The following is a 13,475-nucleotide window of genomic DNA, read 5'->3' on the forward strand; positions in this document are numbered from 1 at the left end:
TTACGATGGAGGCATGTCGGAGGGTGACGAAGGCCAGGCCACGGGAGTCCGCGGAGTGAAGTCGGCGGCTCGGACCGTCGCGCTGCTGGAGCTGCTGGCCGCGCGAGGCGATCGGCCTGCTCGCCTCGACGAGCTCGCCGCGGAGCTGGGCGTGCCGCGCAGCAGCATGTACCAGCTGCTGCAGACCCTCGTCGCCTGTCGCTGGGTGCGCACGGACGTCACCGGCTCCTTGTACGGGATCGGCATCCGCGCCCTGCTCACGGGCACGAGCTACCTCGACACCGACCGGCGCGTGCGCGTGATCCGCCCCTACCTGGACGAGGCCTCGGACGCGCTCGGCGAGACGATCCACCTGGCCCGGTTCGACAGCCCGGACGTCGTCTACCTCGCCACCCGCGAGTCCCACGAATACGTCCGCACGATAAGCCGGGTCGGCCGCCGGATCCCGGCTCACGCCGGCGCGCTCGGCAAGGCACTGCTCGCCGAACGTCCCGACGCCGAACTCGCAAACCTCCCCGAGCCGCTCACCGCGCTGACCGAAAACACGCACACCGACCGCGCGTCACTGCTGGCCGACCTGGCGCAGGTCCGCGAGCGCGGGTACTCGATCGAACACGAGGAAACCGTGCCGGGGATAGCGGGCTTCGGGTTTGCCCTGCGCTACGACACCCCCGCCATCGACGCGATCAGCTGCTCGGTCCCGCTGGCCAGGCTCACAGCAGACCACGAATCCCGCATCGTGTCCGTCATGCGCGAGGTTCAGCTGAAGATCGAGACGCTGCTGGCACCAGGGGCTCCCGACTGGCGCTGACGGGCCAGCCCATGCCCCCCGCCCCACCGTTGCGGACCCAGTTGATCGAGACGGACCTCGTTCTGCAGCTCGGCAACGACGAGTTGATCGACTTGACAACCTCGAACCCCCTGGGAATTTCGGGGATCGAAGACATCGCCCCGTTCGAAATCGCCCTCGCGGCAGCAGACGGCTACTGCCGCGAGTTCGTTCCTGCGATCGAAGTGTCCGCCCTGGCGATAACCGAAGACATTGTCTGGCCGTCCACAGCGGACACGGCCTGCTGAAAGCGGTTCGATCGTTGGCTTACAAAGGGGTGTGCAAGTCTTCCGTGCCCGACCCGAGCGCCCGGTGATCCACAGACCGGGATCGCGCCACACGCTCGGAAGCCCGGACACCGGTCTCATCCTTCCTGCCCGAGCGTTGCTCTCAGCACGATAAACGGGCCAGCTGACTCAACGGCACCAGCCGGCGGAACGACGTCCTCGACCACGACCGGCTTGATAGCGGCACGGCGCGGCTCGGGAGCGCTGTAGGCGGAGGCGTCGACGTCCAATGGCTCCCGGCCGCGCGCAGCACATGATCCGGTGGGGCAGTGCCCGGCGCGCCCTGCGCGATCGCGCCGACGAGGTCGCGCGATTGTCACTGAGCCAGACGCCGTCCGGCGGAACAAGCAGCGGGCGGGCGTCCCGGCACCCGTGTCGGCTGCTCTTCCGGACGCCGTTCACCGTCGCCGGCCGCGGCGACGGACCACCGCACCGGCGCCCACCGTGGCCAGACTGACCATCCCGCACGCGGCCACGGGCGACACCGTCGCCACGATTGCCAGGGAGATCGCCGCGAAAATGATCACCACCAGCACGCACAGCGCAACCGACCGCCCCAGGCGGATGGCGTTGTCGGTCCGCCGCCGGTCGGACACCACGTACCCGAGCCAGCCGTGCGGGTTGGCGCGCTCCGGGTCCGGGCGGTGGTTCACGTCATCCCCCTGCGCCGTGAGCGCGGCCGGCGGAGAGCAGCCCGCAGCCACGGAATCCCGAGGAGCACACGCAGCGTGTGCAGCACTTGACCTCGTTTCGATGTTCCGGTCTCCGCGAGTTCCATCAGCTCGCCCAGGAAGATTTCCTCGTACTCTGCGCGCACTCCGGCGGGCAGCAGCGCCGCCGAAGACCGGGTGAGCCACCGGGTGCCCTGCGAAACAGCCGGACCACGGCTCTCCGGCACGGCCAGGACGTCCGCAGCCCCTGTCGTCCGGTTGGCTTCACGGGCCGGCTTGGCAGCGCCCAGCAGAGGATCGGGAGTCCGAATCCTCGCCCCCTCGTGCGCCGGGGAAACCGACGAGGATCCGGGCTCATCGACGAACCCCGCCACATAGGGCCTCGCCCCACTCACCCAGGGGCCCCTGGCTTCGGGGAGGCCGTGGTGGTAGCTGTCGTAAAGGTCCCCGCGGGAGTCCTCGGGCTCCCGCTCTTCGGACACGGGCGTGGACGGTGCCATCAGCAGACCTCTCCGACACCCGGACGGAGACGTCCCCAGGAACGCGCGCTGGCACTCGAACGCTGCAAGGCGGCTTTGACCATCCCGACCGAGTTCGGGTCGAGCCGGTAGTAGCGGCGGCGGGGACGCCCCTCTTTCGAGGGGTCGACCTGCTCCCACCTGCTCAGCACCCAGCCGACCTTCTCCAGCCGGGCGAGGATGGGGTGGATCGTGCCGCTCGCCAGCTCCGCGGCCGCGCAGATCTCCAGCCCGTACAGCTCCCTCTCGGGATCCTCGAGGAGGACGTGGAGGACGAGTTGAGTCGGCAACGTCATCCGCGGTGGCCCCATGGTCTAACTCTACCTAGGTGTCGAAACTGCGCCTCATACCCCACCCGGTAACCCGGCCGAATTCAGTCGCCTAGAGGTGAGGGCGTACCGGGACCAACGGCCTCGAGCTGCACAATCGCGAACTTCGTCCGCGCACCGGTCAGGGGTTCCAGGTCCTCGAGCCACCGCACGGTGCCCTCCGGCTGGCGGGGCCGGCACTCAAGGCCAAGGCCAGTTCGCAGCCACCAGGTGGAGAACCTGGGGATCGACCGCAGTCAAGTACCGGTAGCAGCTCGATCATGGGGCGATCGTCAAAATAGACACTAGATCGTCCCTACTCATGGGCAGCAAAACAGCCCAAGTCTTTGACCTGGGCTTTGCCGCCCCGCCTGGACTCGAACCAGAACCCTCCGGTTTTCGTTCGAGTCACTTCGAGCCGACGTCAGTCGCTCCAGCAGGAGTGTTTGTGAGGCCGGCCTGGTACTCAGCGCACCTGCCGCGGTGACCACCTTGAGCGCAGGTGCCACGACTCCGAGTTCGAGTTGCGCCACTGGTGAACGGTCAGGCAAGCCCGTAACGCGCTAGTTTGCGGTAGAGCGTCGCGCGGCCGATGCCGATCGACGCCGCCGCCCGCACCCGGTTGCCGTTCGCCGCGAGCAGCGCGTCCGAGATGGCCTGCCGCTCAGCCTTCTCCAGCTCCGTCAAGCCCGGGTGCGCTCGGGAAGAACGCAGCCGCCGCGGGAGGTGGCGTGCGCTGATGGTCGGTCCGGCGGCCTCCGCTCGGGCCGACGCGATCACGGCCTTCAACTCGGTGAGGTTGCCCGGCCAATCGTGTCGCTGCAGGGCCTCGCGCGCGTCCTGCGCGAGGTGCACGCCACCGCCGAACCGCCGCGCCAGCTCGGGGATGTCGGCCGTCCGCTCGCGCAGACCGGGCACCCGGATCTCGACCGGCGCCCATCCGGTGCGCAGCATCTCCGCGCAGGCTGACCGGGTACCGGTGGTCAACGTCGCGATCACCCGCCCGGGATGGTCCTCGGTGAGGAGAGAAGCGAGCCGAGCGGCTTGGCCGGGACGCAGGCGTTCGACGTGACGCAGCAGCACAGCACGAGCAGGTTGTGCCAGCGCCTTCCCGACCTCCTCCAGCCAGCCGTCGTCGTCCGCCGCGTCCAGCACGACGGGGTCGCCGAGTACGGCGCAGGCCACTTCGGTCTTGCCCACGCCCGGTTCGCCGACCAGCAACATCGGCCGGGTGCCGGCCCGCGCCACGGACCGCTCCAACGACCGCCAAGCCGGCGACCCACCGGACAACCCCGCGCCCGCGAAAAGCGAAAGCCTGGCGCGCCGGCGTTCCGGACGCGGCCGGGGTGATTCCACGACGACCAGCACGCCCCGGCTGTCGCCTGGCAACGTGGGGTGGAGGTGGACCTTCACCCCATCGTCCAAGACCAGTTCGGTCGTGGGCAACGCGCCGTCCCGAGCCGCCTCGATCGCGTAGGACTCCAACGTCTCGATGTCGTGGGGCCGCAGCAAGCCCGCCGCGGCAGCGCTGACCAGCCTGGTCCGACCGTCCAGCACGGCGATCGGATGCCGGGCGGGCCCAGCTCGCAGGTACGCCTCGAGCAAACGGTGCTCGTGCGCCGACGCGGCGTGCACCAGCTCGCGCTCGATCGCCCCGGTCGCCGTGGTCGTGATCGCGTGCAGCACCCGCAGCGGCGCGTCGAGCTCGCACACCACCGCGACCGCGCCGGCGACCTTCCGGGTGACCGGGTCGGTCACGGGAGCGCCCGCGCACACGGTGTGCTGGTACAGCTCGAAAAGGTGCTCGGGGCCGCCGATCACGCACGGACCGCCCGTGGCCAGGACGTGGCTGATCCCGTTCGTCCCGGTGGAGCGCTCCGACAGGTCCGCCCCCAGCCGGGTGCCGATCCGGGCGAGGTGCGCCCCCACTGCTTCCTCGTCGGCCCAGCAGCCGACGACGCGGGCGAGCCGGTCGCTGAGCACCACCGCGGCGCCGAGCCCGGCCAGATCGCCGGCGAGCTTGGCCAGTACCGGGGTCGCGGCGCGGACCAGCGGGGTCTCCAACGAGACGGGCACGGCCGGCACGTGGTCGCGGGTGACGTCCAGTTCGGCGAAACACGACCGGCGCCACGCCGCCGACAGCCACGAGGGGAGGTCTTCCGGCAGTATCCGGTCGGTCAGGAAGAGTTCCCTGGCGCGACGCAGCCGGGCGACGCCGTCACGCGTGTCAATCTCGTAGCCCATCCGCCGTCACTCCATTGTGGTCACCGGACTGCCTGTCTCATTGTGAGACAACCGCGCACGTCACGGGCCCGTCAAGGTGGGGGCATGACGACAGAATCCGTACCTCGCCGGGAGACTGCCCGGCCGGCGCCACTCACCTCCGCCGACGTCGAAACCGATGTGGTCGTCGTCGGCGGCGGTGGGGCCGGTCTGCCCACGGCGTTGTTCAGCCGGTGGCTCGGCAACGAGGTGGTCCTGCTGGAAAAGGCGCCCGAACTCGGCGGCACGGCCCGCAAGGCCGCGTTCTGGTACTGGGTACCGGACAACGAGCCCATGCGCGCGCTCGGCATCGAGGACCGGTTTGAGGACTTCCTCCGGTACGTCGCGCGTCTCTCCCAGCCGACCCGGTATGCCCCGGACAGCCCGACCGCCGGGCTGACCGAGTGGGAAGCCGGCATGGTGCGCGCCATCCACACGAGCGCGAGCCCCGCCGCCGAGCTGCTCGCCGAACGCGGGGCGCTGACCTACCGGCACTGCCCGGACGTGCCGGACTACTGGTCGGAGCTGCCGGAGGACAAGGCGCCGACCGGCCGCGTGCTGGTACCCGCCGACGCGCGGGAATCGATGTCCGACGGCGGTGCGCGCGCGGTCGAACAGCTGTCCGGAGCCGCCGAGCGCGACGGCGTCGACGTGCGCACGGGACACCGGGTCCAGCGGCTCGTCCTCGACGGCGGCCGCGTCGCCGGGGTCGAGGCCACGACCGCGGCCGGGGACACCGTCCGGGTGCTCGCGCGCAAGGGCGTCGTCTTCGCGACCGGCGGCTTCACCCACGACGACCAGCTGCGCCGCGAGCACCTCGGCGTGCCCGCTTACCCGGGGTGCGCGGCGATCACCAACGAGGGCGACTTCCTGCGCATCGCGGCGACCGTGGGCACGCAGCTCGGCACCATGAACCACGCCTGGATGTGCCCGGTCCCGCTGGAGAAGGTCGGGCGGCCCGACCTGGTCGGCATGTTCTCCGTGGCCGGCGACTCGATGATTTTCGTGAACCGGCACGGCGTGCGCGTCGCCAACGAGAAGCTGCCCTACAACGAGGCCGCGCGGACGTTCTTCCACTGGGACCCGGCCACCGGAAGCTACCCGAACCTGGTGCTCGTCCAGCTCTGGGACCAGCGCAGCCAGGACCACTCCGCCAGTGACGAGTACGGCCGCCTGATCGTCCCGCCGGGTGCCGACGACGCGCACGTGATCGAGGCACCGACCCTCGACGAACTCACCACGAAGATCCGCGAGCGGCTCGCCTCCCTCGCCGCCGAGACCGGCGGCTTCACCCTCGCCGACGACTTCGCCGCGAACCTGCCGGGGACGATCGACCGGTTCAACGCGTTCGCGGAGAACGGCAAAGACGAGGACTTCGGCCGCGGCGAGACCGCCATCCAGCTGGTGTTCAACGGCCCGGTGAAGGACGAGCCCGGCCGTGCGAACCCGACCATGTGGCCGATCAGCACGTCCGGGCCGTACTACGCCGCATTGGTCACCGGCGGCACGCTGGACACCAAGGGCGGCCCGCGCACCGATCCGGACGGGCGGGTGCTGGACGACCTCGGCGCCCCGATCCCCGGCCTCTACGGCGTCGGCAACTGCGTTGCCTCCGCGTCGGGGCGCGCCTACTGGGCGGGTGGCGCGACCCTCGGGCCGATCATCGCGTTCGCCTACCGGGCCGCCCACGCCGTCAACGGCGCGTGAGCGGTCCGTCATGGTCGGTAAAGCCGAGCGAGGGTGGCCATGTCCTCGGAGCCGAGGCCCGCCTCTTGGGCACGCCGCACGACACCGGCGGCGGTACCGACCGTCGGGGCGTCGCGTCCCGGGTCGGTGACCGCGGCGAGGAACAGCTCGAGGTCCTTGCGCACCAGGTCGACGGCGAAGGCCACCGGCGGCATGCCGTCCGCCAGGAAGGCGTCCCGCTTGTAGTGCACGAACGGCGCGGCGATCACGGACTCGCCGATCGTGTCGTACGCCGTGCGCAGGTCGATGCCCGCGCGCGTCGCGGCCCCCAGCACCTCGGCGAGGGTGGCGTTGAAGGTGTGCAGCAACGCGTTCAGGCAGAGCTTGAACGTGGAGGCGGCGCCCACGGGCCCGAGCGGGATCGTCTTCTTGCCCAGGTGGCGCAGGACCGGCTCGGCCGCGGCGAGGTCTTCCGCGGCGCCGCCGAACAGCACCGTCAACGTCCCGCCGCGGGCCGCGCCGACCGAGCCCGACACCGGTGCCTCGGCGAACCGGACCCGCCGCCCGGCCAGCGTCTCCGCGACCTCACAGGAGATCGCGGGGCCGGACGTGCTCATGTCGAGGACGAGCGCGCCCTCGCCGAGCACGTCGGCGACGTCGCCGAGGACCGCGCGCACGGCCGGGCCGTCGGCGAGCATGGTGATCACCACCTCGGCCCCGGCCACGGCCTCTCGGGCCGAGCCCGCGAGGAACCGCCCCGGGATGCCGGCCCGCTCCGCCCGCCGGGCGTCGCGGTTCCAGCCGGTGATGTCCACGCCCTGGTCGATCAGGCGCAGCAGCAGCTGGGAGCCCATCGCGCCCAGTCCCAGCACAGCGACCTTCACGAGCGCCTCCCCGGATCGATGAGGACCTTGCCGTCCACTCCCCCGGCGGCCAGCCGGACGAGTCCGCGATCGGTCAGCTCGTCCAGGCCGATCACGGAGTCGAGCAGCTCGCCGCCGAGCACTCCGGCGGCGAGGATGTCCAGTGCCGGGGCCAAGTCCTCGCCGCACACGTGCGCGACGGTGGACTCGACGGTGATCTCCCGCAGGACCAGGCCGAACAGGTCGACCACCGGCGCCTGCTTCGGCAGCCCGACGGCCAGGACCCGGCCGCCGTCGGTGACCATCCGGACCGCGTTCTCGAACTGCCCGGGCGCGCCGCTCGCCTCGATCACCACATCGGCCCCGCGCACGGTCTCGACGACGTCGTCGGCGGCGTCGACCGTGCGCGCCGCGCCCAGCCGCTTCGCGCGCTCCAGTTTGTCGCCGGCGAAGTCGATCACCGTGACCTCGGCGTCGTACAGGTGCCGGAGTCCGGCGAGGACGAACGAGCCGATGGCACCGGCGCCGATGACGACCACGGAGTCGCCGGACCGGACGCCCGCGCGTCGAGCGGCGTGCAGGCCGACGGCGAGCGGCTGGGCCAGTCCGGCGTGGTCGAGCGACACTCCGCCGGGAATCCGCCGGAGGGTGCTCGCCGGAGCCGCGACGTACTCGGCGAGCCCGCCCGGTGCGTTCAGGCCCAGCGTGTAGTAGCCGCGGCAGAGGTTGGTGCGGCCCTCGCGACAGCGGTCGCACTGTCCACAAGAGACACCGGCCCCGGAGGCCACCAGGTCTCCCGCCGCGAACCCGCCCGCGCTCTCGACGACCTCGCCGACGAACTCGTGGCCGATGACCATCGGGCCGAGGTGCCCGCTGCCGGGGTGGCGCCGGGTGAGCGGCACCATCTTCGGTCCCGCGGCCCACTCGGTGGCGTCCGAGCCGCAGATCCCGCTGCGCCGGACCGCGAGCAGCACCTCGCCGTCGCGAGCCCGCGGCACGGGCACCTCTTCGATCCGGACGTCCCGGCGGCCGTGGTAGACGGCCGCCCGCATGGTTCCGCTCATCGGGTCGCCCCGAACTCGAGGTGCACCTTGATGTTCTTCGCCGTGTCGCGGGACGCGGCGATCGCCTCGGCCGCTCGGTCGACCGGGAACCGGCTGGTCACCAGATCTGCGAGGTCGATGCCCGCGCGGTGCATGAACCGGAGCGTGTCCGGCCAGACGCCGGGTGATCCGGCGATGCCCCGCACGCTCAGTTCCTTCGACTGCAGCAGGCCCAGTTTCGCCGGTGCGCTGCCGCCGACGTCGATGCCGACGTACACGACCCGGGCGCGGTGGGCGGCGACCTCGAGCGCGTCGGCCATCACGGACGTCCGGCCGGTCGCCTCGACGACCACGGTGCCGCCCCTGCCACCGGTCGCCTCGGCCACCTGGTCGGTGATGGGCGCCGCGGTCGGGTCGAGGACCAGTTCGGCGCCCAGCTTCCGCGCCGCTTCACCACGCCCGGCCGCCGGCTCGACCGTGATGGTGCGCGCGCCCATCGCCGCCGCCCCGGCCGTGACACCGAGGCCGATCGGCCCGGCCCCGAACACCACCACGGTGTCGCTCGCGTTGACGTTGCCGGCTTTCACGAGCGCGTTGTACCCGCAGCTGAACGGTTCGACGAGAGCGCCGTCGGTGAAGGACAACGAGTCGGGCAGCCGGTGCAGCCAGGCCGGTTTCGCCACGAAGAACTCCGCCGCGGCCCCGCTCAGCGAGAAGCCGAAGTGGTCGTCGCCGATGACGCACTCCCCCACCACGCGGTCGCCGACGGCCAGGTCCGTCACCGCGGCGCCGGTCTCGACGATCTCCCCCGACCACTCGTGGCCGGGGATGATCGGGTAGCTGAACGGGATGATGTAGCGGCCTTCGAGCAACTCGATGTCGGAGTGGCAGATGCCGACGGACCGGGCGGCGACGAGCACCTCGTCGGCGGCGATCCGCGGCACTTCGAGGTCGTCGACGGACAGGGTGCCCGCGGCCGTGAACCTCAGTGCTTTCATCGTCGAACTCCCCTCTCGTCGGGTGAATCGGCCAGCTGGTCGGCGATCGCGCGCAGCAGCGCCGCGCCGTCGAGGTCGGCCGGGGCCACCAGCGTCAGCGGGACGCGCGTGCGCCACGCCAGCGCGGGCTGGCCGTCCGGCAGGCGCACGGGCACGACGTCGAGGGCGGGCACCCCGGCGGCGAGCACGCTCTCGCCGGGCGCCGCGGCCGGGGCCGTCCGGATCCCGGACACCGAGCCGACGACGATCCGCGGCGATGGACCTGCTTCGGACCAGGCCCGCGCGACGGCGGCGCCGAGCAACGCCGCCAGCCGGTCCGGCGGCACGTCGGGGACCACGGCCGCGGCGTGGTGCACGGCGGTCGGAGCCGCGGCCCCGGTCGCGGTGGGCCGCGCGTCCAGCAACGCGGTCAGGATGCGCGCGGTGAGCCGGTGCGGGCCGATGTCGAACCGGGCGGGGTCGGCGCGGCGCTCGTGCAGCAGCCGCCGCACGGCCGGGGACCACGGGCCACCGCGCGGGGTGGCGGGCCGTGGGTAGGGCGTGGTCACGCTCATCCGAGCCTCTTGCGGATCGTCTGCACGATGCGGTCCACGCTCGGGATCACCGAATCCTCCAAGGCCGCGGCCGACGGCAAGGGCACGTGCGGGGTCGTGATGCGGACCGGGGGCGCGTCGAGGTCCCAGAACACCTCGTCGGCGGCCAGGGAGACGATTTCCGCGCCCCAGCCGAGCAGCTGCGGATTTTCCTCGACGGTGAAGAGCCGCCCGGTGCGCGCCACCGAGCCGAGGATCGTGCGCGTGTCCAGCGGGACGAGTGAGCGCACGTCGATCACCTCGAGGTCGATGCCCTCCGCGGCCAGAGCTTCGGCGGCTTCGACGGCCCGGGGCACCATGAGACCCAGGGCCAGCACGGTCGCGTCGGCCCCGGGCCGCCGGACCACGGCGGTGCCGAGGCTGTCGACGATCTCGCCGTCCGGCACGTCGCCCTTGCCGGCGTACATGCCCTTGTGCTCGAAGAAGAGCACCGGATCCTCCGAGCGCACCGCCGCGGCCATCAGCCCGACGACGTCGCGCGGGGTCGACGGCGTGACGACCTTGAGGCCGGGCACCGCCATCGCCCAGTTCTCGATCGACTGCGAGTGCTGCGCGCCGAAGCGCAGATTCCCGCCGTTGCCGGTCTTGATCACCAGCGGCAGCGTCACCTGGCCGTTGGTCATGTACCGCGTCTTCGCGATCTGGTTCACCACGATGTCCCAGGCGACGGCGAAGAAGTCGGAGAACATGATCTCGGCGACCGGCCGCAGCCCGGTCATCGCGGCACCCATCGCCGCGCCGAGGATCGCCTGCTCGGCGATCGGGGTGTCGATCACCCGCCGCGGCCCGAACTCCTCCAGCAGGCCCGGCGTGGTCTTGAAGACCCCGCCCGCGCCGGCGATGTCTTCCCCGAGCAGCAGTACCCGCTCGTCGCGGCGCATCTCCTGCGCGATGCCGCGGGCGACGGCCGCGCGGTAGGTCAGTTCCGCCATGACGATCCTCCGTCGGCCCACACGTCCGTCAGTGCCGCCGAACCGTCGGGTTCGGGGGCGTTCTGCGCGATTTCGGTCGCCTCGTCGACCGCGGCGGCCACCCGCGCGTCGATGGCGGCCAGTTCGGACTCCGGCACGCCGACGCGGGTGAGGCGGCCGCGGTACAAGGTGATCGGGTCGTAGTCGAGCCACGCCGCCACCTCCTTGTCCGGCCGGTACTTGCCCGGATCGGCCCGGGAGTGGCCGCCGTGCCGGTAGGTCGTCGCCTCCAGCAGGCACGGGCCTTCGCCCGAGCGGGCGTGGGCGAGCACCTCCCGGGCCGCCAGGTAGACGGCGTCGACGTCGTTGCCGTCGACCGTGCGCGCCTCGAGCCCGTAAGCGGCCGCGCGGTCGGCGGCGGGCCGGGTGACCGCCGTGATGTCGGCGATCGCGGTGTACTCCATGTAGAGGTTGTTCTCGCAGACGAACACGACCGGCAGCGCGTACACCGCGGCGAAGTTCAGCGCCTCGTGGAAGGCGCCGATGTTCGTGGTGCCGTCACCGAAGAAGCACACGGCCACCTGCCCGGTGCCCCGAAGCTGCGCCGACAGGGCCGCGCCGTTGGCGATCACCAGGTGCGCGCCGATGATCGCGTACGAGCCGAGCATGCCGTGTTCGACGCTGGTCAGGTGCATCGAACCGCCCTTGCCGCCGAGCAGGCCGCTGGAGCGGCCCATCAGCTCGGCCAGCACGGGGGCCATCGGCACGCCGCGGGAGAGCGTGTGGGCGTGGCCGCGGTAGGTGGCGAACGTGTAGTCGTCGGCCCGCATCGCCTCACCGAACCCGGCCGAGATCGCCTCCATCCCGAGCGACAGGTGACTTGTGCCCTTGACCAGGTTGCGCATGAACAGGTCGTACGCGCGCTTCTCGAACTGACGTAGCTCTTGCAGCCGCCGGTACAACGATCGGCGGGTCTCGGGCGGGATGTCGGCGCGGTCCAGGTCGCGGTTCTCCAGCGGCGGGAGCACCACGGGGTGCTCGCCGTAGGGGTGTTGCTGCAACGGCAATGTCATGCGATGGCCTCCCCGCGGCCCGCGGGCGTGTTCAGGTGCGACTGCGCTTCCCGCGCGGTCGGCAGGACGCCGTTCACGGCGATGTAGCGCGGTCCGGCGATCAACAGCTCCTCGGCCGGGAACTTGGTGATCACCTCGCAGCCGTCCGGGGTCACCACGAGCTCCTCCTCGATCCGCGCCGCGCCGATGCCGTCGGCCGAAGGCCAGTACGTCTCGAGCGCGAACACGTTCCCGACCTCGAGGGTCTCCGGGTGCTCCAGCGAGACGAGCCGGGAGAAGATCGGCTTCTCCCAGATGGACAGTCCGACGCCGTGGCCGTACTGGAGGCCGAACGCGGCTTCCTCGTCGGGGAACCCGAACTCCCGGGCGGTCGGCCACACCGAGACGATGTCCGCGGTCGTGGCGCCGGGGCGGACGAGCGCGATGGCGCGGTCCATGTATTCGCGTGCCCGTACGTAGGCGTCGCGCTGGGCGCTGCTGGCCGAGCCGACGGCGAACGTGCGGTAGTAGCAGGTGCGGTAGCCCTGGTGGCTGTGCAGGATGTCGAAGAACGCGGGGTCGCCGGGCCGGATCAGCCGGTCGGAGAAGACGTGCGGGTGCGGCGAGCAGCGTTCGCCGGAGATCGCGTTGACGCCTTCGACGTACTCGGAACCGAGGTCGTAGAGCGACTTCGACACCAGTCCGACGCACTCGTTCTCACGCACGCCGGGCCGCAGGAACCGGTACAGGTCGTCGTAGGCCGCGTCGACCATCGAACAGGCCTGGGTGAGCAGCGAGATCTCGTCGGCCGTCTTGACCCGGCGGGCCTCCATGAAGACCTGCTGCCCGTCGGTGACCGTCACTCCCGCGCGCTGCAGGGCGGCCAGGATCGGCAGCTCGATCACGTCGACGCCGAGCGGCTCGCCCAGCAGGCCGAACTTCTCCAGCTCCCGCTTGATCTTGGCCGCCACCGCGTCGGCGATGCCGGCGTCGGGGTGGAACGCGCCGCGCAGGGTCGAGATCCCGGCCCGCGCCCCGGACTCCGCGCGCGGCCGCACGGCGCCGTGGTGCGGCGCGTGCGGGTCGGCGTCCGCCTCCGCGGTGGTGGTCGCCAGCCACGGGTTGTACAGCTGGTGGTGCTTGGCCGCCGAACCGAAGTCCCAGACGATCGGATCGCTCGCGCGCGTCAGCAGCGAGAACCGGATGAGCTTGTCCATGGCCCAGGTGCCGATGTGGGTGGCGGACATGTAGCGGATGTTCGTGAAGTCGAACGCGAGGACGGCGCCGAGGCTCGACTTGTCGAGCTGCTCGCGCAGGCGCTGCAGCCGCTGCGTGCGCAGGCGGTCGTGGTCGATCCGGTTCTCCCAGTCGACGGCGTTCGTCCCGAAGGTGGCGATCGGCATGTGCTTTCCTTTCCTGCGGCGGGAACCGCCGGGGTCGATGACGGGCGCGGG

General features: G+C 71.6%; 13 protein-coding genes. 3 read left to right on the forward strand and 10 right to left on the reverse strand.

All coding sequences use genetic code 11. The annotated features are described in order from the left end of the window. Positions 1 to 13 precede the first annotated feature (13 nt). Both ABFJ78_RS33605 and ABFJ78_RS33610 read left to right on the forward strand, forming a co-directional pair. A complete protein-coding gene (locus ABFJ78_RS33605) occupies positions 14 to 811 on the forward strand; it encodes an IclR family transcriptional regulator (protein WP_436390905.1) in 798 nt (265 codons plus the stop codon). A gap of 41 nt (positions 812 to 852) precedes the next feature. Beyond that, entirely contained in the window at positions 853 to 1,077 is a 225-nt protein-coding gene (locus ABFJ78_RS33610) for a hypothetical protein (RefSeq protein ID WP_436390907.1), read from the forward strand. Between the two features lie 437 nt (positions 1,078 to 1,514). Here ABFJ78_RS33610 and ABFJ78_RS33615 read toward each other — a convergent pair whose 3' ends face one another. The 3 genes from ABFJ78_RS33615 to ABFJ78_RS33625 form a co-directional block, all read right to left on the reverse strand. Then, the gene (locus ABFJ78_RS33615) at positions 1,515 to 1,769 is read right to left on the reverse strand and encodes a hypothetical protein (protein ID WP_436390909.1); all 255 of its coding nucleotides are present in this window, start codon (positions 1,767 to 1,769) and stop codon (positions 1,515 to 1,517) included. A 517-nt stretch (positions 1,770 to 2,286) separates the two neighbouring features. Then, a complete protein-coding gene (locus ABFJ78_RS33620) occupies positions 2,287 to 2,616 on the reverse strand; it encodes a PadR family transcriptional regulator (protein ID WP_436390911.1) in 330 nt (109 codons plus the stop codon). Positions 2,617 to 3,156: 540 nt separating this feature from the next. Next, positions 3,157 to 4,857, reverse strand: coding sequence for a sigma-54-dependent Fis family transcriptional regulator (locus tag ABFJ78_RS33625; RefSeq protein ID WP_436390913.1), 1,701 nt, complete (start codon positions 4,855 to 4,857; stop codon positions 3,157 to 3,159). Between the two features lie 84 nt (positions 4,858 to 4,941). On the opposite strand from ABFJ78_RS33625, the gene ABFJ78_RS33630 reads away from it, so the two are divergent. After that, positions 4,942 to 6,582, forward strand: a complete 1,641-nt coding sequence (locus tag ABFJ78_RS33630) for an FAD-dependent oxidoreductase (protein ID WP_436390915.1) — start codon at positions 4,942 to 4,944, stop codon at positions 6,580 to 6,582. A gap of 8 nt (positions 6,583 to 6,590) precedes the next feature. On the opposite strand, the gene ABFJ78_RS33635 is transcribed toward ABFJ78_RS33630, so the two are convergent. From ABFJ78_RS33635 to ABFJ78_RS33665, 7 genes are read right to left on the reverse strand one after another with little or no spacing between them, the layout of a single operon-like run. Next, positions 6,591 to 7,445 carry an NAD(P)-dependent oxidoreductase gene (locus ABFJ78_RS33635; RefSeq protein ID WP_436390917.1) on the reverse strand — a complete coding sequence of 285 codons (855 nt, stop codon included), beginning with the start codon at positions 7,443 to 7,445 and terminating at the stop codon, positions 6,591 to 6,593. After that, positions 7,442 to 8,488: a zinc-dependent alcohol dehydrogenase gene (locus ABFJ78_RS33640; RefSeq protein ID WP_436390919.1), complete on the reverse strand. Its 1,047-nt coding sequence runs from the start codon at positions 8,486 to 8,488 to the stop codon at positions 7,442 to 7,444. Before ABFJ78_RS33640 ends, ABFJ78_RS33635 begins: the two co-directional genes overlap by 4 nt. After that, the gene (locus tag ABFJ78_RS33645; protein ID WP_436390921.1) at positions 8,485 to 9,465 is read right to left on the reverse strand and encodes a zinc-dependent alcohol dehydrogenase; all 981 of its coding nucleotides are present in this window, start codon (positions 9,463 to 9,465) and stop codon (positions 8,485 to 8,487) included. Before ABFJ78_RS33645 ends, ABFJ78_RS33640 begins: the two co-directional genes overlap by 4 nt. After that, the gene (locus ABFJ78_RS33650) at positions 9,462 to 10,019 is read right to left on the reverse strand and encodes a hypothetical protein (RefSeq protein WP_436390923.1); all 558 of its coding nucleotides are present in this window, start codon (positions 10,017 to 10,019) and stop codon (positions 9,462 to 9,464) included. Before ABFJ78_RS33650 ends, ABFJ78_RS33645 begins: the two co-directional genes overlap by 4 nt. Further along, positions 10,016 to 10,990, reverse strand: a complete 975-nt coding sequence (locus ABFJ78_RS33655) for an alpha-ketoacid dehydrogenase subunit beta (protein WP_436390925.1) — start codon at positions 10,988 to 10,990, stop codon at positions 10,016 to 10,018. The genes ABFJ78_RS33650 and ABFJ78_RS33655 overlap by 4 nt, the downstream gene beginning before the upstream one ends. Beyond that, positions 10,978 to 12,042 (reverse strand): thiamine pyrophosphate-dependent dehydrogenase E1 component subunit alpha, encoded by a 1,065-nt coding sequence (locus ABFJ78_RS33660; protein WP_436390927.1) that lies wholly within the window; start codon positions 12,040 to 12,042, stop codon positions 10,978 to 10,980. Before ABFJ78_RS33660 ends, ABFJ78_RS33655 begins: the two co-directional genes overlap by 13 nt. Beyond that, complete coding sequence (locus ABFJ78_RS33665) at positions 12,039 to 13,424, reverse strand: M24 family metallopeptidase (RefSeq protein WP_436390929.1); 1,386 nt, start codon at positions 13,422 to 13,424, stop codon at positions 12,039 to 12,041. The genes ABFJ78_RS33660 and ABFJ78_RS33665 overlap by 4 nt, the downstream gene beginning before the upstream one ends. Between the last annotated feature and the right edge of the window lie 51 nt (positions 13,425 to 13,475).

Origin of the sequence: Amycolatopsis sp. MEPSY49, from assembly GCF_051337345.1 — a bacterium.
GTDB lineage: Bacteria > Actinomycetota > Actinomycetes > Mycobacteriales > Pseudonocardiaceae > Amycolatopsis.